The 24,226-nt window shown below is 52.2% G+C and carries 28 protein-coding genes, 1 tRNA gene and 1 pseudogene; 25 read left to right on the top strand and 5 right to left on the bottom strand.

Going from position 1 to position 24,226, the window contains the following annotated elements; translation table 11 throughout:
• Positions 1–210 precede the first annotated feature (210 nt).
• From ABD76_RS26005 to ABD76_RS25985, 5 genes are all read left to right on the top strand, one after another.
• On the top strand, positions 211–1,029 hold the full coding sequence (locus ABD76_RS26005) for a polysaccharide deacetylase family protein (protein ID WP_197259856.1): 819 nt from the start codon (positions 211–213) through the stop codon (positions 1,027–1,029).
• A 79-nt stretch (positions 1,030–1,108) separates the two neighbouring features.
• Positions 1,109–1,786: a GDSL-type esterase/lipase family protein gene (locus ABD76_RS26000; RefSeq protein ID WP_197259855.1), complete on the top strand. Its 678-nt coding sequence runs from the start codon at positions 1,109–1,111 to the stop codon at positions 1,784–1,786.
• Between the two features lie 35 nt (positions 1,787–1,821).
• Positions 1,822–3,228, top strand: a complete 1,407-nt coding sequence (locus ABD76_RS25995) for an MBOAT family O-acyltransferase (protein WP_197259854.1) — start codon at positions 1,822–1,824, stop codon at positions 3,226–3,228.
• 14 nt (positions 3,229–3,242) lie between these two features.
• Positions 3,243–4,394, top strand: a complete 1,152-nt coding sequence (locus tag ABD76_RS25990; RefSeq protein ID WP_197259853.1) for a DHHW family protein — start codon at positions 3,243–3,245, stop codon at positions 4,392–4,394.
• Positions 4,391–4,879 (top strand): DUF4358 domain-containing protein, encoded by a 489-nt coding sequence (locus ABD76_RS25985; RefSeq protein ID WP_197259852.1) that lies wholly within the window; start codon positions 4,391–4,393, stop codon positions 4,877–4,879. The genes ABD76_RS25990 and ABD76_RS25985 overlap by 4 nt, the downstream gene beginning before the upstream one ends.
• Positions 4,880–5,201: 322 nt before the next feature.
• On the opposite strand, the gene ABD76_RS30295 is transcribed toward ABD76_RS25985, so the two are convergent.
• Together ABD76_RS30295 and ABD76_RS31095 are read right to left on the bottom strand one after the other, a co-directional pair.
• The gene (locus ABD76_RS30295; protein WP_420901976.1) at positions 5,202–5,765 is read right to left on the bottom strand and encodes a transposase family protein; all 564 of its coding nucleotides are present in this window, start codon (positions 5,763–5,765) and stop codon (positions 5,202–5,204) included.
• Entirely contained in the window at positions 5,722–5,952 is a 231-nt protein-coding gene (locus ABD76_RS31095; RefSeq protein ID WP_420901975.1) for a GrpB family protein, read from the bottom strand. Before ABD76_RS31095 ends, ABD76_RS30295 begins: the two co-directional genes overlap by 44 nt.
• Before the next feature lie 333 nt (positions 5,953–6,285).
• Between ABD76_RS31095 and ABD76_RS25975 the strand changes: the two genes are divergently transcribed.
• The 11 genes from ABD76_RS25975 (at position 6,286) to ABD76_RS25925 (ending at position 14,830) form a co-directional block, all read left to right on the top strand.
• On the top strand, positions 6,286–6,738 hold the full coding sequence (locus ABD76_RS25975; RefSeq protein ID WP_197259851.1) for a hypothetical protein: 453 nt from the start codon (positions 6,286–6,288) through the stop codon (positions 6,736–6,738).
• A gap of 66 nt (positions 6,739–6,804) precedes the next feature.
• A complete protein-coding gene (locus ABD76_RS25970; protein ID WP_197259850.1) occupies positions 6,805–7,914 on the top strand; it encodes a Gfo/Idh/MocA family protein in 1,110 nt (369 codons plus the stop codon).
• A gap of 35 nt (positions 7,915–7,949) precedes the next feature.
• Complete coding sequence (locus tag ABD76_RS25965; protein WP_197259849.1) at positions 7,950–8,225, top strand: hypothetical protein; 276 nt, start codon at positions 7,950–7,952, stop codon at positions 8,223–8,225.
• 32 nt (positions 8,226–8,257) lie between these two features.
• Positions 8,258–8,803, top strand: coding sequence for a GNAT family N-acetyltransferase (locus ABD76_RS25960; RefSeq protein WP_197259848.1), 546 nt, complete (start codon positions 8,258–8,260; stop codon positions 8,801–8,803).
• A 58-nt stretch (positions 8,804–8,861) separates the two neighbouring features.
• Positions 8,862–9,329 carry a UPF0158 family protein gene (locus ABD76_RS25955; RefSeq protein WP_197259847.1) on the top strand — a complete coding sequence of 156 codons (468 nt, stop codon included), beginning with the start codon at positions 8,862–8,864 and terminating at the stop codon, positions 9,327–9,329.
• A gap of 215 nt (positions 9,330–9,544) precedes the next feature.
• Complete coding sequence (locus tag ABD76_RS25950; RefSeq protein ID WP_197259857.1) at positions 9,545–9,889, top strand: VOC family protein; 345 nt, start codon at positions 9,545–9,547, stop codon at positions 9,887–9,889.
• 222 nt (positions 9,890–10,111) lie between these two features.
• Positions 10,112–11,242, top strand: coding sequence for an amidohydrolase/deacetylase family metallohydrolase (locus tag ABD76_RS25945; protein WP_197259846.1), 1,131 nt, complete (start codon positions 10,112–10,114; stop codon positions 11,240–11,242).
• Positions 11,196–12,308 (top strand): DgaE family pyridoxal phosphate-dependent ammonia lyase, encoded by a 1,113-nt coding sequence (locus ABD76_RS25940; protein WP_197259845.1) that lies wholly within the window; start codon positions 11,196–11,198, stop codon positions 12,306–12,308. The genes ABD76_RS25945 and ABD76_RS25940 overlap by 47 nt, the downstream gene beginning before the upstream one ends.
• A complete protein-coding gene (gene dagF, locus ABD76_RS25935) occupies positions 12,301–13,056 on the top strand; it encodes a 2-dehydro-3-deoxy-phosphogluconate aldolase (RefSeq protein WP_197259844.1) in 756 nt (251 codons plus the stop codon). The genes ABD76_RS25940 and dagF overlap by 8 nt, the downstream gene beginning before the upstream one ends.
• The gene (locus ABD76_RS25930) at positions 13,049–14,077 is read left to right on the top strand and encodes a sugar kinase (RefSeq protein ID WP_197259843.1); all 1,029 of its coding nucleotides are present in this window, start codon (positions 13,049–13,051) and stop codon (positions 14,075–14,077) included. The genes dagF and ABD76_RS25930 overlap by 8 nt, the downstream gene beginning before the upstream one ends.
• Positions 14,078–14,116: 39 nt before the next feature.
• Complete coding sequence (locus ABD76_RS25925; RefSeq protein WP_197259842.1) at positions 14,117–14,830, top strand: GntR family transcriptional regulator; 714 nt, start codon at positions 14,117–14,119, stop codon at positions 14,828–14,830.
• Here ABD76_RS25925 and ABD76_RS25920 read toward each other — a convergent pair.
• Complete coding sequence (locus ABD76_RS25920; protein WP_197259841.1) at positions 14,827–15,105, bottom strand: hypothetical protein; 279 nt, start codon at positions 15,103–15,105, stop codon at positions 14,827–14,829. The two genes, ABD76_RS25925 and ABD76_RS25920, sit on opposite strands and share 4 nt — an antisense overlap.
• 36 nt (positions 15,106–15,141) lie before the next feature.
• On the opposite strand from ABD76_RS25920, the gene ABD76_RS25915 reads away from it, so the two are divergent.
• From ABD76_RS25915 to ABD76_RS25880, 8 genes are all read left to right on the top strand, one after another.
• Positions 15,142–15,402: an HPr family phosphocarrier protein gene (locus tag ABD76_RS25915; protein WP_111153105.1), complete on the top strand. Its 261-nt coding sequence runs from the start codon at positions 15,142–15,144 to the stop codon at positions 15,400–15,402.
• Positions 15,403–15,469: 67 nt separating this feature from the next.
• A complete protein-coding gene (locus ABD76_RS25910) occupies positions 15,470–17,410 on the top strand; it encodes a BglG family transcription antiterminator (RefSeq protein WP_197259840.1) in 1,941 nt (646 codons plus the stop codon).
• The gene (locus ABD76_RS25905; protein ID WP_197259839.1) at positions 17,382–17,744 is read left to right on the top strand and encodes a PRD domain-containing protein; all 363 of its coding nucleotides are present in this window, start codon (positions 17,382–17,384) and stop codon (positions 17,742–17,744) included. The genes ABD76_RS25910 and ABD76_RS25905 overlap by 29 nt, the downstream gene beginning before the upstream one ends.
• Positions 17,745–17,759: 15 nt before the next feature.
• Entirely contained in the window at positions 17,760–18,125 is a 366-nt protein-coding gene (locus tag ABD76_RS25900; protein WP_197259838.1) for an SFCGS family glycine-rich protein, read from the top strand.
• Positions 18,126–18,131: 6 nt separating this feature from the next.
• On the top strand, positions 18,132–18,470 hold the full coding sequence (locus tag ABD76_RS25895; protein WP_197259837.1) for a DUF4312 family protein: 339 nt from the start codon (positions 18,132–18,134) through the stop codon (positions 18,468–18,470).
• Between the two features lie 47 nt (positions 18,471–18,517).
• Entirely contained in the window at positions 18,518–19,306 is a 789-nt protein-coding gene (locus ABD76_RS25890) for a DUF4311 domain-containing protein (protein ID WP_111153109.1), read from the top strand.
• Between the two features lies 1 nt (position 19,307).
• The gene (locus ABD76_RS25885) at positions 19,308–19,958 is read left to right on the top strand and encodes a DUF4310 family protein (RefSeq protein ID WP_111153110.1); all 651 of its coding nucleotides are present in this window, start codon (positions 19,308–19,310) and stop codon (positions 19,956–19,958) included.
• Positions 19,959–20,259: 301 nt separating this feature from the next.
• Positions 20,260–20,346: transfer RNA gene (locus ABD76_RS25880), tRNA-Leu, on the top strand.
• Between the two features lie 253 nt (positions 20,347–20,599).
• Here ABD76_RS25880 and ABD76_RS25875 read toward each other — a convergent pair.
• On the bottom strand, positions 20,600–21,241 hold the full coding sequence (locus tag ABD76_RS25875) for a hypothetical protein (RefSeq protein ID WP_197259835.1): 642 nt from the start codon (positions 21,239–21,241) through the stop codon (positions 20,600–20,602).
• 324 nt (positions 21,242–21,565) lie between these two features.
• Between ABD76_RS25875 and ABD76_RS25870 the strand changes: the two genes are divergently transcribed.
• A complete protein-coding gene (locus tag ABD76_RS25870) occupies positions 21,566–22,393 on the top strand; it encodes a GNAT family N-acetyltransferase (RefSeq protein ID WP_197259834.1) in 828 nt (275 codons plus the stop codon).
• Between the two features lie 350 nt (positions 22,394–22,743).
• On the opposite strand, the pseudogene ABD76_RS25865 reads toward ABD76_RS25870, so the two are convergent.
• A pseudogene (locus ABD76_RS25865) lies at positions 22,744–23,978 on the bottom strand (IS110 family RNA-guided transposase).
• Positions 23,979–24,226: the final 248 nt, after the last annotated feature.

Here is a 24,226-nt window from a genome sequence, read left to right as displayed (position 1 = left end):
GGAATATAACATGAACCGCCGTATACCGAACGGTATGTACGGTGGTGTGAGAGGTCGGGGGCTAGGCGCCCCCTCCTACTCGATTTGCGTTCAAGGGCATGCTGCAGGATTCCCGGCCTCTGTGGTTTATCAAGCAATCTTTATTTCATCTGCATTTTATCTTTATCTCTCTCTATTATTCTGTCTAGTGTGAGAGGGGATGGATGGAACATGACAGCACGAACAAACCTTGAGCGAAGCACGAGGGAAGGAAGGTCGAGAAAGAAGAAACGAGGCCGATTTATCGCAGGACTGGCGGCCGTTGCGCTGCTCGTCTTTTGCTTCATGAAATTTACATCGTTGCTGGAGACGGCGACGGCGAAGCAACAAGGACAGGGCTATCAAGCGGCGGCGAACAGCAGCGACGCCCGGCCGCAAGGGAAAATCGTTTATTTAACCTTCGACGACGGTCCGAGCGAATTGACCGGGAAGTTTCTGGACGTTTTGCAGCGGCACGGCGTCAAGGCCACTTTTTTTATGCAGGGAACCAACCTGGGACGCCGCAGCTGGCAAAGCGCTGTGAAGCGCGCGGTGCGTGAAGGGCATTATGTCGGCGGCCATAGCATGACTCATCAATATAAAAAGCTGTACGAAGAGGGACAATTCGTCCCGGAGATGAGAGAAACCTTATCGCTCATCCATGATATTACGGGCGAGAATCCGCATTTGGTGCGTCCGCCTTACGGCTCGGCTCCGGGATTGGAAAATCAGCAGCTTCGCGATCAAATCGCGGATGACGGGATCAAAATCTGGGATTGGACCATTGACTCGAACGACTGGGATCTGAAGGATCGCCCGGAGCAGATTGTCGAGAACATTAAAAAAGCGACGACAGACGAGCTGGAAGTCGTGCTCATGCATGAGAAGCCGCAAACGCTGCAGGTTCTCCCGGAGATCATCGCCTTCTACCAACAAGAAGGGTACAGCTTCGGAGTGTACGATGAGGCCAAGCATTTTCACCTGAATTTCCAGAAGGATCATCGCTTGTAACGGGAACGGAGGGAACCGCAGCCCGGCTCCGTTCCGGACGGATGCAAGACGTCTTGATAATGAAGAAAGGGAGAGGAATATGACACCGAAATTAATCTCTGCACTGTTGATCGGGAGCATCGTATTCACCTTGGCCGCATGCGGACAGGAGTCCGGCAGCCAACATCCGCAAAATCCGCCGCCTCAAGCGCAACAACAGGAGGGCGGATCTGCCAAGTCAACCGAGGCTTCCTACCCATCGATTTTTCAAGACAGCGTATTTCTGGGGGACTCGATTACCGAGGGGCTGTCCTTCCATGATGTGCTGGATGAGGCGAATGTGCTGGCAGGCGCTGGCAAAACGGCCGAATTCGCGCTCGAGGATATCGGCGAGTTGACGAAACGGAGCCCGAAACATGTTTTTATTCAATTGGGATCGGACGATATCCTATGGCCTACGGATGATCCGAAGGTCTACTCGTTGGCGCATTACGCCACCTTGATCGGCTCGATCAAGGAAAAGCTTCCGCAGGCCAAAATCACGATCTTATCGGTAACCCCGGTTACGGCTGAGCGGGAGAAGGAAGAGCCCCGTTACAAAAATATAAGGGATTATAATCAAGGCTTGAAAGAGCTGGCGGAGAAGGAGCAGGTCGGATTTGTCGATGTATCTCCGATCATTGCCGACCATCCTGATCTGTATGATGAGGACGGCATCCATTTTAAAGCCGGGTTCTATCCGTTCATGCTGGATGCGCTGAAGGATGCAGTGAAATAACATGCCTATCTTTCGATTATGCGAGGTGACAGAACGTGGTGTTTAGCAGCCTCCTGTTTCTGTTCCTCTTTTTGCCGGCAACGATTCTGATCTACTATGTATCGCCGAAGAGGCTTAGAAATGCGGTACTGCTCGCCGCAAGCCTGATCTTCTATGCCTGGGGCGAGCCTGTCTATATTTTTATCATGATTTTCTCGACCGTATTCGATTATGTTAACGGACTGTTGATCGAGAAGTACCGGCACCGCAAGCCGATCGCCAGAGCGGTCTTTATCGGCTCCATCGCCGGCAGCTTGGGCATTCTCTGCTTCTTCAAATATGCCGGATTTGTCATCGACACGATCAACCAGCTATTCCATTTGCATATCCAGGCGGCGGATTTGCCGCTGCCGGTAGGCATATCCTTCTATACGTTCCAGACTATGTCTTACATCGTGGATGTATACCGGGACAAAGTGCCCGTACAGAAGAATATCATCTCCTTCGGCGCTTATGTCACCATGTTCCCGCAGCTTGTCGCGGGTCCGATCGTCAAGTACGGCGATATCGCGAGACAATTGGCCTCCCGAACGATGGCGCTGGACCGGTTCGGCGAAGGGGCGGAATTATTCATCAGAGGGCTTGCCAAAAAAGTGCTGCTGGCCAATAATATCGGCTTGCTGTGGACGAGCGTGAAGGCGGCGCCGGCAGAAGAGTTAAGCGTATTGTCGGCCTGGCTTGGCATTATCGCCTTTACGTTCCAGATCTATTTCGATTTTAGCGGATATTCGGATATGGCGCGCGGACTCGGGAAGATGTTCGGGTTCGATTTTTTGGAAAACTTCAATTATCCCTATATATCGAAAAGCGTTACCGAGTTCTGGCGCAGGTGGCATATTTCATTGGGCGCCTGGTTCCGCGAATATATCTATATTCCGCTCGGGGGCAACCGGTCGGGCCTGCTGATTCAGTTCCGCAATCTGTTCGCCGTCTGGCTCGCCACCGGCTTATGGCACGGAGCGAACTGGAACTTTATTCTGTGGGGCTTGTATTTCGGTGTTTTCGTTACGGCCGAGAAGCTGTTCCTCTTGAAATGGCTGCAGCGCAGTCCTCGGTTCGTAGGGCATGTCTATACCCTTCTGATCGTGATCATGGGCTGGGTCTTGTTCGAATTCGAAAATCTGGGTTCCGCCGCGGAATTCATCGGGACGATGTTCGGGTACGGCACGCATGTATTGGCAGACCGTCAAGCGCTCTATGATCTGTCCGCGAATGTGGTCTTGCTGATTGTCCTGGCATTTTGCGCGACGCCGCTTCCCCGGAAGGCGTTATCCTTCTTCAGGGAAAAAGGGAAGATGGCAGGAGCTGTCGTCGTTCCGGCGATGTACTTTCTGTTCCTGTCGCTGTCGACGGCTTATCTGGTCACGGAAACGTACAACCCATTCCTATACTTTCGCTTTTGAAGGAGGCGGCGCCAATGAACAGATACGACAAAATCTATAAGTATGAGATGGCCGTATTGCTGCTCTTCTTTATAGGCACGCTAGCCGTGCTGAATCTTGTGACGCCGGATCGCGAATTTTCGGAAGCGGAAAATCGGGTGTTGGAGAAGTGGCCGGACTTTACGGTGCAGTCGCTGGCGGCGGGGAAATTTACTTCCGACTACGAGAAGTATGTATCCGATCAATTCGTGTTCCGGGATGCCTGGATCGGAGTGAAAACCGATGCGGATCGGGCCATGGGGAAGATGGAGAGCAACGGGGTGTACTTGGGGAAGGACGGCTTCCTCATTCAACGGTTCAACCCGCCGGAAGACAGGGATGTGGAGGATAAGGCAGAGGCGATTCGTGCGTTCGACCTTGCCACGCCCGGCGTTCGCAAATATATGCTGCTTGCGCCTACCGCTGCCATGCTGCTCCAGGATAAGCTCCCGGCCTATGCCGCATCCGGCGATGAACCGGCGTATATGGACAAGGTACGGCAGGCGCTTCCTGGTACTATTCGCTTCGTCGATGTGTATCCCGCGCTGTCTGCGGAACGGGAACGTCCTATTTTTTACCGAACCGATCATCATTGGACCACGACAGGCGCCTATTACGCTTACCGGGAGCTGTGCAAGCAGATGGGGATCATCCCGCTGGACAAGGAAGATTTCCGCATTCGGCGCGTAACGAATGAATTTTACGGGTCGCTCTATTCGAAGAGCGGATTCAGACACATCCGGCCAGACAGCATCGAGCTCTATCTGCCGAAGAAGGAAGCGAGCTATAAGGTGGAGTATGTCGATGAACAGCGAACGACGGAGTCTTTGTACGAGCTGGGCAATCTCAACAAGAAGGACAAGTATACGGTGTTTTTCAACGGCAATCATGCGCTGATTAAAATCACGACGGCCCATCCGGAGGGAAAGAAGAAGCTGCTGGTGGTCAAAGATTCATACGCCAATAGCTTGCTGCCCTTTTTAACGGAGCATTTTAGCGAAATTTATGTCGTCGATCTCCGGTATTACGGGGAAGACTTGACGGCGCTCGTGCGGCAGCACGATATCCGTGACATGGTGCTGCTCTACAATGTCAATACGTTCTTTGAAGATCCATCTATTCAGAATCTATCGGAGTTGATTGAATGAAACGATATAGACAAGGGGCTTGGAAGTCTTTCGTCTTAATGATGTTAGCCGCCGTTGTCATCGGCGCATTGGCCGGATGTTCCGGCAAGCAAGCCGGGGAGGAGCCCTCGGCCGCCGCGGTGGGGGAGCGAATCCAACGGGCGGTGAACCTGGATGAGATGAAGCAGGGGGATCGGAAGAAACTGACCAAGCTGTATCATCTCGATGCCGATGAAGTGGAGGATTTTATTCTGTATACGGCTGCATCCAATGTAAAGGCGGACGAATTGGCGGTTATCAAAGTAAAAGATGCGGATCAGGCAGAACGCGTCAAACAAAACATAATGCAGCGAATCGATGCCCAGACGGTAAAGTTTAAAGACTATCGCCCGGACGAATATTTTCTCATCGAAAAGCATGTGTTGAAAACGAAAGGCCGCTTTGTCTTTTTCGCGGTCTCGAGAGAAGCTGCTCAAATGGAAGCCGCGTTTGATAGTGCGTGGTAGCTCGGCGTGAAGTCCGAGTTGTATATTTGGCGAGCCTAACAAGCGGAAGTTCAACAGGACTTCCGCTTTCGGTCATGCCTGAGAGATCTCTATTCATATGATGCTTTATAATCACATTATAAGCGGTTCAAAATATTTTACATGGTAAAGCAGGTGCGTGATGGAAAAGGAAACGCTGGCTTTCAAATGCAGAGCATGCGGAAAGGTCGCGGAAAGAACCAGAATTGATAGGAGAGGGTTCGATATCGTCTAGTCTACTTTCCTTTTCATATGTCGGTGGGAGAAACGTTTTGGGCATTATTCAGACCTGCTTTGTCAAGCTTCAATGGCTGGGAAGAACACCCGGAAGAGATTGATTCCTCCGCATCAGACGCATCGCCCAGGCTTCGAACATTAACGTAAAATGCGAAAGAGGCCTGGCCCATTTGGCATACACCTGAGTCACCTTGTTACAGGAGGTACACTTCACGCGAGGCATCCGGGCATGCATGAAGGTTTTCCAGTCCCAGAAATCCAGATGTCGCCAGTGCTTGATCTCACTGTCGTATGCCTTACATTCAGCGCTGCACCGCGGACAGGCAAATACGGCCCCGCGCTCAAAATCAAGATGCAAGTGCCAAGCTTGTTCCTGATCGTCAAACTCAATATGCGTCAGTTTCCATGGCTCATCCAACTGCAATGCTACGTTAAACATGCGAGGAGGCAAAAGAAACTCATTTCGCATATAGAACTCATCGTTATACGGGAGGATATGGATATTGTGAGTCCATCTTCCGCCTGAAAATTTGGAAAATAAATATCTTCCATTCATTCCTGCATGGACATATTTATAGTGCGCAGCGTCAAAAACGGATTGGTAATATGACAACTCGCGAAAAGGCGACACGCCAATGAAAATATCTATGATTGGCTTGGCATCCTGACCTGGGAATTGACGTGCTTCCGACGTGCTCGATTGCCATTGCTTCGCCTTTAAGAAACGAAGATATCCTGCTTTTTTCCAGTTGGAAAGCGTGAATCCAATTTGCATCATACTTTATGATCTTGATTGTGTCTTCCAACGCCAACACCATCCTCGCAAGCATAATTCATAATAGATGAATAGATTTCCATTTGTTCAGGACATTCATCTTATCAAACATGAAACGCTAGCGTCAAACCTAGATTCAAGACGATGGCTAACCAGACTGCCACCGCCCCTGATTAAGCAATCGGGGGCGGTTTTAGATGTTGATAGAGTGCAACCGGTCATGCCGCTCTAATAAAGCTATCCATGGCAAGGAGGTTTTGGCATGACATTGGGCGAAAAAATACAACAGCTTCGAAAAGCGAACCGTCTCTCTCAGGGACATAGCCGAAGTCTGTTTCGGGGTGGGGTTCCGCCGGAATAAAAAAGAGGTGAGACAATGGACTATAGAGACTTAATGAAGATAGAATATGTTAATTTTATCGGGCTGACTGAGCTTGATTCGAGCAACTCCTTGAGACTCTCCTTTGATAGATGCGAGGCCAGTCAGATGCCAGAACCGTTTCAACTAAGTGATGATGTGATTTTACCAGAAACATATCCGATAGAAAGTACGAATGCCCCAATCATTCAGCTCGATTTTGAAACATATATTGGGTATTCAGTAATCAATGAGTCATTTACTTCATGGGATGATTATGAAAGCTTTGAGGGCAAAAAGACATTTAGAATCTATTCTAAATCCAGGTTTTTAGATTATATATCGAATGCTACGTTTGCAAGTCAAGAATACCCGGGGCCTTATATTCATTACGGGATTGTCTGTTTGGATCATATTGTAAATGTTGTAACGATTTCAGAACCGAAAGTGCGAGAGATTAACAGGCAATAAGCGTTGCTCTCTTGCTTACTTCATCGCATTACGGAGTGCAGATTAATCCACATGAAGGAGCTATCCATGAAAACAATTCATTTAGGCATGATTGGAAGCGGACATGTCAGCAATCGCTATTTTGAACAGGCGGCTCAATTGGAAGGAGTTCGTGTTGTGGCCACTTGCGCCAAGCATATGGAACATGCCGAGAGGAAAGCGGCTGAGTATGGAATCCCAAGATGGTATGACGATTATCGGGTCATGATGGACGAAGAGGAGCTCGACGGCGTAGTTGTGACAACCCCCCACTCCTTACACGTGGAGCCGGTAATCGCCGCGCTGGAACGGGGCTTGCATGTTCTTAACGAGAAGCCGATGGCTACTTCCTTCGAGGATTGCCAACGCATGGTCTCTCTTGCCGAGGACAAGGGCGCTATCTTCATGAGTTTGCCATTTGATTTGCATCCCGTCTTCTTAGCTGCATCCGAGTTTGTGAATGAGCGCTATATCGGCAAGATTACGGGGGCCGAAGCGCAGCTGTCCCTTCCCGGTCCATGGCGTGACAACTGGTATTATAATAAATCCATCGCCCATGGAGGGGCGGTGCTTGATTGCGCGGCGTATCCGATTAGCCGGCTCGTCGGCTTATTGGGAACGGCCGTCAGCGTGATGGCCGAAGTGAATACGCTGATTCCTAACCGCATTGTCGGAGACGGGAAGAAGGTAAACAGATATGTGGATGATAATGTGACGATCATCATCCAATTCGCCGGAGGGCAGCATGCCGTCATTCGCTCCTTATGGGGCATGGCGTTCAAACAGAATAATACGATTATTTATGGACGAAAAGGAACGATCGCGATCAATGACAGCGGCTATCCCTTGATTGTTCATACGGAGGAGCCCATGCCAGATGCGGAACAAGTCCATTGGCGCGGGCTGGAGGATTGCCATATCCCGCGCGGGGAGATTGCCAAGCAAAAACACGAAAGCGTGATCGCCCATTTCGTTCACTGTCTTCGAACCGGCAAGCAGCCGATACAGTCGGGCAGGCAGCAGCTCCACGTGCATGAAATTATGTTCGGAGCCTATCGATCGGCGGAATCGGGCGAGAGGTACTCCGTAACGACAACCTTTACGCCATGGGCCAAGCTGGATCCGCTTCTATTCGATACCCGAAGCCAGTATCTATAAGTTATTGTGGTCTCAAGGTCAAGGAGAGTGGGAAGATGGCGATTTGTATTGAGTTTCAATTAATCGAAGAGAGAGGAACCGTCGCGCGCTACCGATATGGCCATTGCATGCAAACCTTGGAATACGAAATGGAAGTCGATCTTTCAAAATTAATGAGCGGGGAAATATCAAAAGACACACCATTGAATAAGGTCATTGTTTTTACGAGTGAAAAGAAGAGCGAATTTATGGCCTATCGAGTGTTCTCCAAAATCTACAAGCATTACGCTGCCCATGGGCAATATGTCAAGCGAGGCGGATATTATGCTTGATGTACACCACATGACAAGGAGGGATGAAACGTATGATCACGCTTCAATATTTCGCGCCTTCCGATTTTCAACAACTTATATCATGGAGCGGGGATGAAGCATTTTTGCTCCAATGGGCGGGGCCAGAATTCAAATATCCACTGACTGAGGATCAGTTGCTCGAATATATAAAGGGAGCTAATGATGTAGAGCGTTCAAACAGACTTATTTATAAAGCAGTGGAAACGGAAACCAATCAGACAGTTGGTCATATTTCCATCGGCCGAATAGAAAGATATAACCGCTCAGCAAGAATAGGTAAGGTGCTCATAGGAAATAAGAGCAGCCGGGGTAAGGGGTACGGCACACAAATCATGCAGCAAGCGTTAAGAATAGGATTTGAAGATCTTCATTTGCACCGAATAAGTCTTGGTGTTTTTGATTTTAACGAATCAGCGCGAAGATGCTATGAAAAACTGGGATTCGTTCAAGAAGGCGTGACAAGGGATGCAAGACGGTATCAAGATTCCTATTGGAGTTTGATTGAGATGAGTATATTAGAAGATGAATGGAGAAACATGAAATCGCTTTATGAATAAATGCAGCTTTCAGGGGAGACATTTGGAATCGAAAAATCAAAAAAATCGGGTGAGAACGATGAAAATTAAACTGCAAGAAATCATTGGTGGCATGGAAATGCAATTTGAAGGAACCTATACTTATTTATGCCGAAAAACTGGAGAGGTAGTTTCGGTATCAGAAAATGATATTAGAACCGCAGAAGAAATAGAGGATGACGAGATCGAAAAGTTAATGGATTGGGAGCAAGAAAATATAAGACTGGCGATTGATATCTTAGAAAATGATGAGGATTATGAGGAGTTGCCAACACAATTTGATATCAATGAATACGAGATGCTGGAGGATTTTAGTTATTCCATTCGTGATAACAGAAAAAAGGATATTTTATTGGACGCTATACAAGGTAGAGGCGCTTTCAGAAGATTCAAGGATAAAGTAATTGATTTGGGGATAGCAGAGGATTGGTATCAATATCGTGATGAGTGCTACAAAAAGAAAGCTATCGAATGGTGTAAGGATAATGATGTGGAATATGAAGAATAATGGCCAGGGCCATATATTCATTATGAATACAGTGGGAAACATATCAGGGAGCCAGCAAGATGGCCGGCATCGCATTGCAGGGTTGCGCATCGGGGTTCAAGCGATATGACGGGTTGGTGACGGGCAGAGCAACGAGTCGCCGCGCAAAGGTTATCATTTGCATCAATGTGATACGATGAACAAATATCCAGGAAAAGGATGTGTAGCCTTGTAAACTGAATCATCTCAATCTTACGGTCACTGATGTTCCGGCGGCTTCCGATTTTTTGACGACTTATTTCGGCCTGCAAGCCATGGACACGAGCGGAGATCCGCGCGGCGATTCCTTTGCGGTACTGTTTGACGATGACGGATTAGTGCTCACGTTAATGAGAGGAACTCAGGTCAATTACCCGAAGACGTTCCATATCGGCTTCATCCAGGAGAGCGAAGAGAAGGTGAACGAGATGAACAAGCGGCTGAAGGAAGACGGTTTCGATGTCGCGCCGCCGAAAAGATCCCACGCCTGGACATTTTATGTGAAAGCCCCGGGCGGGTTCACCGTCGAGGTGCTCGCTTGATAACCGATTCGGTCTTTAGCCCTTGCGCGCCGCGCAAGGGCTTTTTGACGATATGGCGGCCTGTGAGCCGTTACAGGACGGCATGATGACGGAAATGAAAACATTATAACGTTATATTGACGCAGGCGAAGTGGAGTGCTACGATGAGACCAAACATTATAATGTTTGGCTTATCGACGATAAGTAATCATTTCCTTCATTATTCGAAATGAGGTGAGCAACTTGACCGAGCGGATCGTCCTGCGCGGCCTCAAACGCGTGGATGGGACGTATATGGATCTGGTCGTCGAGGACGGAATCATTACCGGCATTACGGAAGCGGGCGCCAGTCGCGGCGGCGATATTCTGGATTATACGAATACGGAGACTTATGTATCCAGCGGCTGGATCGATCTGCATGTCCATGCCTTCGAAGAGTTCGATCCTTATGGCGACGCGATTGACAAGATTGGCGTGGAGCAAGGCGTGGCGACTGTCGTCGATGCCGGAAGCATGGGGGCGGATCGGATTGGAGATCTGAGGGCGCAGGCGGAGCGAGCCGCCACGAATGTGTTGGCGCTGCTGAATATTTCCAAGATCGGGCTGATGCGCACGGATGAGCTGTCGGACCTGGCCTGGATCGATCCGGCGGCGGTGCGGGAAGCCGTCGCGGAGCATCAGGACTTCATCGTCGGGCTCAAAGCGCGAATGAGCCGAAGCGTCGTGCGCGGCAGCGGCATCGAACCGCTCAAGCAGGCGCGCGCCTTGTCGGACGATACAGGGCTTCCCGTCATGGTACATATCGGGTCTGCCCCGCCGGGCATTGAAGAAATTGTTCCATATTTGCAGCGGCACGACGTGATTACCCATTATTTGAACGGCAAAGCGAATAACTTGTTCCGGGATAATGGAGAGCCGCTCCGCGTGCTGACCGACGCGATTGCGCGCGGCGTGCATCTTGACGTTGGGCATGGGACAGCGAGCTTCTCGTTCAAGGCAGCGGAATCCGCCAAGCGGCATCATATTCCGCTCCATACGATCAGTTCAGACATTTACCGAGGCAACCGGCTGAATGGACCGGTATACAGCTTGGCCCGCGTCATGTCGAAATTCCTGTATCTGGGTTATTCGCTGGCAGAGGTAGTCGCGTCCGTGACGACTCATGCGGCGGATTGGCTCAAGAAACCGGAGCTGGGCCGGATACAGGCAGGGGATCGTGCCAATTTGACGCTGTTCGAAGTGCGGAAGGAACCGATTGAGCTGACGGATTCGGAAGGCGATGTCCGTATTGGACATCAACATCTTGTAGCTAAAGGAGTGTTTGCAAATGGCAAGTACGTTGCATGTGAAGTACGGCCTGAAGCGCGTCATTAATGCCAGCGGCCGCATGAGTATCCTGGGCGTGTCCGCGGCGACGGACACGGTGATGGAGGCGATGAAGATCGGTGCGCAAAGCTATGTGGAAATTGCCGATCTCGTCGATAAGGCAGGCAGCTATGTCGCCAAGCTCATCGGTTCCGAAGCGGCCGTCATCGTGAATTCGGCCTCGAGCGGAATCGCGTTGTCGGTCGCGGGCATCGTGACGCAAGGGGAACGCCGCCGCACCCTTCGCCTGCATCAGGATCCGATCGAGAAGAACGAGATTATTATGTTGAAGGGTCACAATGTGCAATACGGCGCTCCCGTAGAGACCATGGTCTATCTGGGCGGCGGCAAGGTGGTGGAAGCCGGTTATGCGAATGAAGGCAGGGCCGAACATATCGAGGACGCGATTCATGAGAAGACGGCGGCCATTCTCTATGTGAAATCCCATCATGCCGTGCAAAAAAATATGATCTCGGTCGAAGAAGCGTGGGAAGTAGCCCAGCGCAACCGGGTGCCGCTCATCGTCGATGCGGCTGCAGAGGAAGATTTGCAGAAATATGTGAACGTATCCGATTTGGCGATCTACAGCGGCTCGAAGGCGATCGAGGGACCGACGACGGGCATCGTGGCGGGCAAGCGGCAGGCCGTGGAATGGGTGAAAGCCCAACTGCACGGCATCGGACGGAGCATGAAGGTCGGCAAAGAATCGGTATTCGGGTTGCTGCAGGCCTTGGATGAGTATATGGCGAAGGAAGACAAGAGCGAGCAGGAGAAAGAGATGCTTGCCAAGCTGATGCCGCTGAATGAACTCGAGGGCGTCACGTGTACGATCGTTCAAGACGAAGCGGGCCGGGCTATCTACCGTGCGCGCATTCAGATTGATCCCGAGCTTGCCGGCACGACGGCCACCGAGGTCGTCGAAGGCTTGAAGTCGGGAGAGATTGCGATCTACACGCGCGATTACGGGGCAAGACAAGGCTATTTCGATATCGATCCGCGCCCGCTCATGGGGGACGACATCGACGTCATTGCGGCACAAATTCGTAAATTAGCGGGAGGGACTGCTCATGTCTAAGATGGATCAACGGTTGTACAAAGGACGCGCGGCGCTGAATGTGCTCGCCAACAGCGCAGCCAATGCGAAGGAAGTGTTCGATGCGGCGGAAGGTCATGTGCTGCTCGGCGTCCTGTCCAAAAACTATTCGACGGTCGAAGCGGCCGTCGAGGCGATGAAGGAATACGGCGCGGCGATTGACGAGGCCGTGTCGATCGGGCTCGGCGCCGGCGACAATCGCCAAGCGGCGGTCGTCGCGGAGATCGCGAAGCATTACGGCGGGACGCATATTAACCAGGTGTTCCCTTCCGTTGGCGCGACCCGCGCCAATCTCGGCGGCAAGGATTCCTGGATCAACAGCTTGGTTTCGCCGACGGGCCAGGCCGGTTACGTCAATATTTCAACGGGTCCCGCAAGCGCAGCACACGCGGATCAAGCAATCGTTCCGATCAAGAGCGCCATCGCTCTGGTGCGCGATATGGGCGGCAATGCGCTTAAATTTTTTCCGATGGACGGACTTGCTTGCGAGAGCGAGCTGCGCGCCGTGGCGAAGGCATGCGGCGAAGAAGGCTTTGCGCTGGAGCCGACCGGCGGAATCGATCTGGACAACTTCGAAGCGATTCTCCGCATCGCCCTCGAAGCGAATGTGCCGATCGTCATTCCGCATGTCTACTCTTCCATCATCGATAAGGCAACCGGGAAGACGAAGGTTGAGGATATGCGCGTCCTGTATGCGACAATGAAGAAATGGGTCGATTATTATGCCTGATCGGACTCCCAAAAAGATTGCGGCCTTCGGAGAGGTGATGATGCGCTTGACCGTGCCTGGGGTGGAGCGGTTAAGCCAAGCCAGCCGGCTCGATTATTCGTTCTCGGGCACGGGCGTCAACGTGAGTTCGCAGCTTGCCCGCTTCGGGCATGAGGCGTATCTGGTATCGAGGCTGCCGGACAATCCGCTGGGCGAAGCGGCGGAGGCTCATCTGCGCAAGCTTGGCATCGGCACGGCTTATCTTGTCCGCGGCGGGAACTATATGGGGATGTACTTCTTCGAAAAGGGGTTCGGGGCGCGCCCGGGGAGGGTCACCTATACGGAGCGGCTGGGAAGCAGCTTCAATACCGCTCCGGAAGATGCGTATCCGTATGCCGATATCGCGAACGGGATCGACGCCGTTCATCTGTGCGGCATTGCGCTGGCGATGAACGATGGCGTCCGCCGCCATATGAAGGCATTGGCAGCCGCCGTCAAGGCTGCGGGAGGGCTTGTCATCTTCGACTGCAACTACCGCCCGGCGCATTGGGGGGAAGGCGGGCATGGGAAGGCCAAGCCCCATTATGAGGAGATGCTGCAGCTTGCGGATATCGTCATGATGAACGAAAAGGATGCGATGCTGACGCTGAACATGAAGAGCGGGAAGGCCGGACGGCGGGAACAGGCGGAGGAATTGATTCCCCAGGTGGCCAAGCAGTATAATATTTCCGTCATCGCCGGCACCCATCGCACGATTGTGGACAGTCAGACGCATTCGCTGCAGGGCTTTTTGTATAAGCGGGACTCCTTTTATTATTCCGAACCGTTAACGTTCGCGGTGCATGATCGGATTGGCGCGGGGGATGCCTATACGTGCGGCATCCTGCATGGCGAATTCCGCGGCTTCCCGCCGGAACGGACGGTAAGGTTCGCCGCCGCTTCCAGCATGCTTGCGCATACGATCGAAGGCGACACGCCGATGGCGGCCGAGCAGGAAGTGATGCGGGCGATGGAAGAGTCCGGGATCGACGTCGAGAGGTAAAAGGAAGCACAGCAAGTAAGGGAAAGGCGGGACGTAGTCTTGAAACTGTCACGGAACAAACGTCCTTTGTATGTACAAGTAAGCAATATTTTGCGCGAGCGCATTTTGCACGGCGTTTATCCGCTCGGCACGAATATTCCGTCAGAGCCTCAGCTGGAAGAAGAATTCCAGGTCAGCAAAATAACGGTGCGCAACGCCATCATTGAACTGGTGCAGGAAGGGTATGTAGAGAAGGGCAGCGGGAAAGGCACCAAGGTCATTCGCAATACATCCGCCTCAAAGCTGTCCAAGTGGAAGCGGTTTACGGAAATTTTGGTCGAGGAGGGCCATCGGATTCATAAGCGGGTCATGAGGGCGGAAGTCATCCGCGCCGAGGAGGGAACCGCTCCTTGCCGCTTGTTCGGGGCGAGCTGCCTATGCATCGAGCGGGTCTATGATCTGGACGGTTCGCCGTATATCCACTTTACTCATTATTTGTCGCATCAGGCCGGAGCGCTCGATCTGTCGGAACTGGACGGGCAATCGCTGTATGAGTGGCTGGAGGAGCAGAATATCGAACTCGGCCAGTATAAGGATGAGTTCGCCGTGGCGACGGCGCCGCCCGCGGCCAGGGCGGTGCTTGGCGTAGGAGCGGACGTGCCGCTCTTGCGGCGCTCCCGCTATTCTTATGACGTGAACGGCACGCTGATCGAATATAGCGTAGGGTATTACCATACGGCTCTTCATTCTTATGTCGTGAATTACGACGGCTAACAGGGCTTGCGCTGCACGCCTTGGGTGAATGAGGGGGCCAGGCAGAAGCCGCTCTTCGTGCTGGCATCGGGCAGCGCGGACGGAGCGGCTTCTGTCTTTTTGCTGTCCGCCCCGGCGTCTGCCTCCTGATGCTCCAGCGCTTCGTCCGCGCCTCTCGGGAGATGATCAATTTGCCTCCCGATGAACAGTGCAAGAGGTTGTATCTTGGCAGCGCCCTGAATGTGCGATACCGTTAAAGCAGGGAATAAGAAATATCGTGGCGGTTGCGATCTCATTGATTTAGATCAGACTGCGCACAGGAGGGACACATCATGGATAAGCAGGTCACGATCGCGAATCCGCTCGGGATTCATTCCAGGCCGGCCGGAGCGTTAATGAGAGAAGCGAAAGCGTTCCCATGCGATATTCGGCTCATTAAAGGCGAGAAGGCGGCCAACGCCAAGAGCATTGTCGGCATTTTGTCATTATCGCTGCAGCAGGGCGATCAGGTGATCGTCGAAGCGAATGGCGAGCAAGAAGCGGAAGCGGTGGAGGCGCTCGCGGCCGTGCTGGAGTCGATATTGGAGGCATGATGGATTCGTGCCGCTAGCAGGCGATAAGGAGTGATGCGGTATCACACTGTCAACGCGTTCTCGCCGCTTGCTTAAGACATTGATGTTCGCGAATACGCCGTTCCATATTAAAGAATTGGCCGCCATGTACGAGGTGAGCGAGCGCTCGATCAAGTACGATCTGGAATCGATTCGCATGTGGTTGAAGGAGCAGGGGATGACGCTGCATTCAAGTCCCAGCAAAGGGATTTGGCTGGAATGCGGCCATGCGGCGCGGATGGCGCTGCTTCACAGATTGGATGAAGCGGGTGAAGGGGGCTTCATTAGCCAACGGGAGCGAACGGCCTGCATCATCCTGGATTTGCTGCTCGCCGATGAACCTATCCCTATCGGGCGGTTCTGCAAGCGATACGATGTTACCCGCAATACGATTGTGTCGGATGTGGCGCTGGCAGAGAATCTCCTCGCGGAGCATCGGCTTGCGATCGAGCGTACGCGGCGGGGCATCAAGCTGAAGGCTGGCGAGCAGGAGCGGCGTATTGTATTGGAAAACGTTATTTACGGGCAACTGGATCAAGCCGATATGCTGCAAATCGTTCAGGGCGTTGCGCTGCGGAGGAAGCCGGACACGTTCGCCGTCTATGTGTTGGATCGCTTGCTTGAGTCCGTTGTCGACGTGAATATGCTGTTCGTGCTGGTAGCGAACATCGTGCAGGATATCGAGCGGGAGCTTGAGGCAACGTTGTCCGATCGCGTCATGATCGGGGTTTTTATCCGGCTGTGCATTGCCATTCGGAGATGCCGATCGGCAAGCGGTTCAGCTTGCCGGCTGCCGGCGGATTGCGCCGACGCCCCGCAGGCCAGACTGATGATTCATTCGATTATTCGAACGAGACTGGAGCCATTGTCGGAACGGTATTCGCTGGCCTTGACGGACGGCGATGTGTGGTTCATCGGCTTGCAAGCGGAAGGGCTTGCAGCTCCGCAAGTCCAAGGAGGACGGCACAAGCCGCTTCCCGATGTATATGGAATCACGATGGAGCTGATTCGGCAGGTGGAACGGGAGATGCAATTCCCGTTCCAAGAGAGTCCGGATCTGGTGGACAGTCTGTTTGCACATATGTCGAGCCGCATCTCGAAGCATAGCTTGGGGGTTGCCGATCCGAATCCGCTGGCGAAGGATGTGATGGTGAAATACAAAACGATGTTCCGGCATGTCAAGGCGGCGTGCATGAACGTGCTCCGCGAGCATCAGATTTTCCTGACCGATGCGGATATTGCGTACATTGTGCTGCATTTCCAGACGGCGTATGAGCGCCGGATCGATCAGCACCGGTGGAGAGCGCTGGCCGTGTGCGGCACAGGGAGAGGCACGGCCCAACTGCTCACCACGGTTATCGAGAGCGAGCTGAAGCATATCCGGTTCGTCGCCACCTGCTCGGTGATGGATGTCAAGAAGGTGCTGCAGAACATCGAAGTCGATTTGATCATCAGCAATTTGCCCGTATCGGCCGACGTTCCGGTCGTCGTCGTCCATTCGATTCCGGGAGTCAGGGATATCGAGGCGATTCGCATGCAGCTTGGCCGGCTGCGCCGCGGCGCGTCACGCAAGGAGGGCGGGAGCGGGCACATCTTCGGCGAAGCGAAGGCGCATCCTTGCCATGAGGCGGAGCTGGAAAGCCGGATTCGCGATGTGATCTATACGGGCTATGAATTGTCGAGAGCCGTCATCGCGCGCTTCAAGCGTTATCTGTCGGAGGAACGGGAGGAAGGGCTGCGGCTTCACATGATGTTCATGGTGAACCGGGCCGCATGCGGCCGATCCTTCGCGGACAGCAAAGAGCTTCCGATACTGGATGAAACGCGGCGGGCGATGAAGGAAGAGATCGAACAGATGCTTAGAGAACGAAATGTAAGCGCTTCAGGGGGAGAGGTTTTTGCCATTCTCAGATATTTGGAACCATGTAACGACAACTTGAATGATGGAGAGCGATCAGCAGATGGACAGAATCGAACGAATACTTCATGATATCCCTGCCAAGACGAAGGCAGACCCGGACGAACTGGAAGAGCTGCGACCGATGCTTCACTGCCTGCTAGCAGGGAGTGAAGGGATCGGCTTGCCGCTGACGGATGACCGCCTGCTCGTCATTGCCATCCATTTGCTCGGGTTCGCGCGCAGATGGAAGCGAGAAGAGTCACTGCCCGAGCTGGAGGAATCGATGTTGGACGAGGTGAGTCCGGAACTGGCGCAGCTAAGTCGCTGCACGCTGCGAAGTTACGGGGAACTCGCGGAGCAAGCGATTGATGATGCGGAAGTTTTTTATTTGACGGTTCATTTCGAAGCGGCCAGGAATCAATAAGAAGAGGTGAAGACGATGGGGAACAAAGTGAAAGTCGTGATTGGAGATCGGCTGGGCAAAGGACAGCAAGTGGCGAAGGGAGTAGAGGCGGCCGGCGGGGAAGCGATCCTGATCCCTGGCGTCGGGGCGGACATGAAGGTCGGCGACGTGATGCACGCGGAGCAGGCGGACTTCGGCATCTCGTTCTGCGGCAGCGGGGGAGCCGGAGCGGTTACGGCCAACACGAAATATAAGTATCCGATGGAATTCGGCCTGCGTTCCATTGATGCGGGCGTTACGGCCATTCGGGAAGGCAAGAGGGTGATTGGCTTCGGCTTCATGGATGTGGAGGAACTGGGCCGAAGGCTGACAGAAGCCTATATTCAGCAATATAGGGGGTGAGGCGGGATGTTTCACGTATGGGAGCAGAAGATCGAGATCGAAGGGAAGGGAGCTTCGAAGGGTGCGGCATTCCAGCAGGCGCTCTCCGCCATGAAGAGGAAGCTCACGCAGGAGCTTCCCGATGTGCTGCTGCAGATTGAGCCGCAAAATGTCGAAGTGCTGTCGGCAAAGGAGACCCGCTATACGGAACGGTTTCTGGGGCTGTTTTTTCCGAGAGTAAGGGCGCGTTACGAGATTCGAGTTCGCATTCATATTAAAATTCGCGCCGTAAAGCTGGACGAAATCGCGTTCGAGCAGCAGACGGAATCTTTGTCCCCGCCCCAGCGCATTCTTCATCTTCGGTAGGACGGTAATCAGCTTGCAAGCATTACATCCGAGTGGGGAGGACTCCGATGGAAACCGTTACGATTATTGTGGAATCGATCATTATCGGCCTGTTGGTCGGGTACGGCGTTGGGGCTGGCGCGGCGCGCATGTTTCACGCCCCGAAGGTGCAAGGCATGGGAGCGTTCCGCACATTCGGCGAGTTGAATGCATGCGAAGGCGACCCCGTGGCGCACTTCTCTTTCGGACTCGGCTTTCTGTTCAACGCATGGGCGTCCGTTGTCGGCGCGGGCGGACTGACACAGGATGTGGATCACCGCATCATTCCGAACTGGTCGGCCGCGCTCCTGATGATTCGCAATAAAAATGTGGAGGATACGCTGCACAATCCGAAAAAAATGGCGTATGCCGGAGCGCTGGTCGGCGCTATCCTCGTGCCTCTGTTGAATTCCACGGCAGCAGCCATTCCGGCATCGCTGCAAGCCGTTGCGACGCAAGTGCTGGTCCCGGCGGCAAATTGGCTCATTAATCCGATTATGCCGATCGTGTTCTGGACCGCGGCAATGGACGCCGGCAAGCGCCCGGGCTTGTGGGCGACGGTGCTTGGCGGGTTCGCTCACATGATTATGGGCAATGCCGTGCCGGGGCTTGTGCTGGGGATACTGGTCGGCAAAGGCTTGGACGACAGCGGCTGGAACCGCATTACGAAGACGCTTGTCGCGGCGATTGTGCTATTATTCACATTGAGCGCTTTTTTTCGCGGCTTCGATGTTCAACTCCTCCACAGCTTGCATGTGGAGAACATTCCGCAGTGGCTCATTGATCTGCATGCATTTTTCGGATCGGAGGTTCGTTAGCATGGAGACGGCAAAACAAGGCTTTTGGTATTCGGAATGGGCGTTCGTCTGGTTTGTCGCCTGCTTGTCTTCCGGCATATTTGCGGGGACGCATCTCTATTATGTCTATCATGTGGGCGCATTCAACGATATTGCGATTGTGGCGCTGCTGGAGGCGGGCATGAAGGGTGGCAGTTATGGCGCGGCCGCAGCCTTCGGCGCAAGCTTCTTGTTCGCTCGCATTCTCGAGGGCCCGCTCGTTGGCATCTTGGATATCGGCGGCGCGCTGCAGACGGGTCTCGGCATCGGCGTCCCGGCCTTGATGCTCGGGGCTGGCATTACCGCTCCGCTTACTTCGTTTCCGCTCGCGCTCGTAACGGGAGCCGGGCTGGGCGCCCTCGTCGGTTCGGTCATTATTATGATCCGCAAATTTACGATCAACGCGGCGAATTCCACCTTCGGCGCGGACGTCATGATGGGAGCAGGCAACGCCGCAGGCCGTTACTTGGGGCCGCTTATCGTCATATCGGCCGTCATGGCCTCGATTCCGGTCGGGATCGGCGCGACGATCGGCGCAGGCATCTTTTATTACTTCAAAAAGCCGATTGCCGGCGGCGCGATTATCGGCGCCATGGTTCTGGGCGCGCTCTTCCCCATTGCTGCCGGTTCGTGAAGCCGGAGCATGAAGGCCATGCCGCATTGAACCGGATGTCTCTCCAATGAACGGCAAGCCAATCGCTGGGGGAGAAGCCGGCAGGATGAGCGCATGAAGAGCGCATGAAGGGCTTCCGCTCAATGACGAAGAACCACGTTCTCCAGGCGTGGTTCTTCTCTGCTGCGCATCGGGAGACATTTTCACGGAAGAATAATATTTCATGTGTTTTATGCTTGACATCGGATGTTAGATAGGATATACTAATGATTGTTGATGCGATGTTAACGACTTTGACAGGAACATTACATAACATGCATATGCGGTCATGGCGGAATTGGCAGACGCGCTAGATTCAGGTTCTAGTGGGGTAACACCCGTGGAGGTTCGAGTCCTCTTGACCGCACCATACTTAATAAATGACGAAACCCTTACTGCCTAAGGGTTTTTATTTTTTTTCTGCTCGAGTATCTGATCCGTATCCAACTCCTCATTGCCTCATTGGGCCATAGGGGACGAAGCGGGAACGGTTATTATTTTCTTCACCGCGCCGCTTGCCCCTTGCTTCTTCTTTTAAACCAGCTAGGTCTTGTTCCCACATTTGTAGTCATTCGTTACCATTTCAACATACCGACAAATGCCGCCATGGCAGGCCAACAAGCTCACGACGTCGGAGCTTCTCCTTTCTCTAGGTATTCATAGTCCGTAATCAGCCACTTGTCATCAAACTTCTTCACGGTCAATTTAATGAAATACGGTCCTTCACTGCTTGTCGAAGTCGACACATGATAACGGACGATGAATTCTGCGGTTGAGTTATCCAATTGCTTTTCGCTGTCAATCTCAATGCTGGACACCCATGGACTGGATAGGCCCATCACCCAGTTCCCCTCTTCAACAACCTCTGAAGCCATTTTTTGGTCTCTAATTTGCGGATCGAGAATGGCATACAAGAGCGCGCCATTCCGTGTCTTGATGCTGGTATTAAATGACTCTGCCGCTTCTTTGGCGGAGTGGGGAGCAAGTGCTTTTTCCAGCAGATCGAGCCGAATCCTTTGTGATTCCCTCTCTGTGTCCATCAACACCGCTTGCCGATTGACGACCCAGACTACCTTCTCCTCGATGATTCCGCTAAGCGATTTGACGGAATCTATTACGTGGCTATTGAGCTTTTCCAGTGCATTACAGGTCCTGATGACGTTCCCGTCGACGCTCGGTTTGATTGGACGGCTCGCAAAGAGAGTTATCGCGACAACTAATCCGATTACCATTCCGGTGGCAATGCCGTACCCATATTTTTTCATTTCGCACCTCTTGTTACCGTTAATAACATATCTACACTATGATAGACGGTGTCGAATGATGATCGGTTCGAGCGCAGACTCAAATCTTACAAATTTTTTTAGCATACGTGCAGTTGGCGGGGGCTCATGAATTTTTTTTATTTTTCATGAACGAAGGAGCTCTCTTCTGCATCTAAGCTTATATAACTCAAAATCAAGCGCAATGATTTTCAGTTATTCTCCGTATTTTGAGAATGGGTTACGATTTTGGAATTCTGATGGCCATCCGGATGGAATCGCAACCATGTTCTCCCGAACACTGCCATTGAAGGAGTGGACTCGATAGTGATTTGCAAACTTAACAAAAACGATTATGAGAAAATAAGGCCATTGCTCAAAAACGAGCAGCAAAATGACCTGACTTTAAACGCAATTATTAACGGAACCAACCGCGGCACCGTGTACGTGGACAACCCGGAACACCCGCGTACGGCCATGATCGACGTCATCGGTACGATAACCCTGTTTATTGGGGAGCATACGAACGAGGACTTTTTTCGCCTGCTGCCGGACTATATCGATAACCAGTTGAAGATGGATACGTTAGAGTCTTGCGGAGGTACTTATTTCTTGACGGTTGTTAGTGATGAAGCCTGGGAACGAGCGATCGAGAGCGCCATTGCGCACCGCGATTACGAGCCGGATTATGAATGGTACCATACCTTCAACGCGGAACGCTTCCATGCCCTTAAGAGCGGACTAAAGCCGCTGCCGGCGGGGTATACCGTTCGCAGAATCGACAAAGCGACAATCGAGAACGATTCTGAAGGGCTCCTCTTCGAAGCAGTGAACGAATTCTGGTATTCGACGGACGATTTTCTGAGCAAAGGGGCGGGCTACTGCGTGTTGAAGGACCGGCACGTCATTAGCGCCTGTTTTTCCTGCTGTGTGAACGGCCAAGATCATGAGATTAGCGTAGAAACCTACCATGACGAGGACATGAATAAAGGTTTCGCTTCGTTGGCGAGCGCCGCATATTTGGAGCATTGCGTCGCTCACGGGTTACACCCGCATTGGTCGGCGCTCGAGACGAATAAGGAGTCCCTTCGATTAGGGGCGAAGCTGGGATTCGAGTTCGCATACAAGCGAAAGACTTTTGAATTTGAATTTTAGATAAACAATAACTTGGCCGTTTGCTTGCAGATAATAAGAAAGAATGGGTTGATGAAATCGTGTTTCACGTATACGGATGGTTGATTGGGATATCGGCTCTGATGGTACAATTTTTCTTATCGAGAAGGAAGAGCGTTTACTGGGGGGCCATCTTGCCTATTTTGTATATCGTTTTCATACTTATCTGGCTGCCCGAAAGGTATGGCAAGGACATCACATTTTGTACGAAAATGTCTCTATGCACGAAGTAGCAAGATATGGGTCTTTGCACCGGAGTAGAAGGTTTCTGTAAAATGGCACAAAAAGCCCCCCTACAAGTCAATTTTACCAACTAATGGGAAATATAGGGGTTATCCGGTGTCTCCTAGCTCTTGAATGTCCACTTTGTAGCCTAACTGTTGAATTTTTCGTATCCAGAAGTCGACGTCTTTCTCTTTTTTCGGTAAATAATCCGGCCCCAGTTCCTCATAGGGGACACCGGTGAGCAGCATAATAAAGATGATTCGTAGTAACAGGTGAGCCAGCGCCATGTTTGCTTTTTTCGGCCCTCGTCGTTTGACCAGCCGGTAATAAAAAGCGGACAATCTCGTGTTTTTTGTTTTGGTAGCGGCCCAGGCTGCCTGACAAAGCACGGACTTTAGACCTTTATTCCCTTTACGGGTTCTCGTGCTCTTTTTTTTCCTGCGCTTTCGTTATTGCCTGGACTCAATCCTCCCCAAGAGGCGAGGTGCCCTTCCGAAGGAAAGACCGACATGTCGGGTCCAATTTCCGCAAGGATGCTCGCCGCGGCATCCTTATCAATCCCCGGTATGGTATCGAGCAGTTCGATTTCCTTCTGGTAAGGGTTCAGCAGTTCTTCGATCTCAGCTTCCAAAGCTGCAATTTCTTTTTCCAAATACTCTAGATGGTCGTAATGCCTGCGGATCATCTTGCGATGGTGGGCCCGCACTCGTCCGTTCAAGGCGTCAACCAACTGCGGTACTTTTTTCTTGACTTGGGTTTTGACCATAGTTTTCACGTCTTCCGGTGACAGAACAACGCCGTTCATAACTGATTCCAGTAAAGCGCGACCTGAAACACCAAATACATCGCTGATATAGGTGGTCAACTTGATGTTCCCGTCTTGAAGAATTTTGTGGATACGGTTCTTTTCCGCTGTCGCGTCGTTGACTAGCTTCCGGCGATACCGGGTGAGATCACGCAAATCCCTGATATCTTCTGGTGGCACGAAGCTGGCTTCTATCAACCCGCAACGTAGCAATTGTGCGATCCAGACGGCGTCTTTCATGTCTGTTTTTTTGCCCGGCACATTCTTGATCCGCTGCGGATTGGCCAAGATAAGTTCGAACGAGTCTTCCAGCAGGTTCCATACGGGCTTCCAATAAACGCCGGTACTCTCCATCGCGACATGCGTACATTTCTGTTCCAACAGCCAATCATGGAGTTTTAGCAATTCCTTGGTCGTTGTTCCAAACGTTTTGATTTCTTGCTGTGGTTTCTTGTTGAGTGGCCCTGCCAGTACACAGGCGACGACCGTTTCCTGATGCACATCCAACCCTGCGCACCGTTCCAAAATCGCATCCATTCCAGCTTCACTTCCTTGCTTTTGGATTCAGCAGAACATGCAGCAACGAGAAGTGTACTTTTGTACACGTGCTCAGGGCAACAATCGGCGGTGCTCAAAGCTGCAATAGGCCCGTTTTCTGTACGGGATGTGACTCACCAAAAAAAATTCGACCTTTGATCTGCCTATCTTTATTTGCTCAGAAGAACTTCAAAATTACAAGTCCCCATTTTCATCCATCGTGGTGGCCGTCAGGCCGTGGGGGTTTT

It is taken from the genome of Paenibacillus dendritiformis (assembly GCF_015845845.1).
Taxonomy (GTDB): Bacteria; Bacillota; Bacilli; order Paenibacillales; family Paenibacillaceae; genus Paenibacillus_B; species Paenibacillus_B dendritiformis_C.
This window is presented reverse-complemented; position numbering and strand designations above follow the sequence as displayed.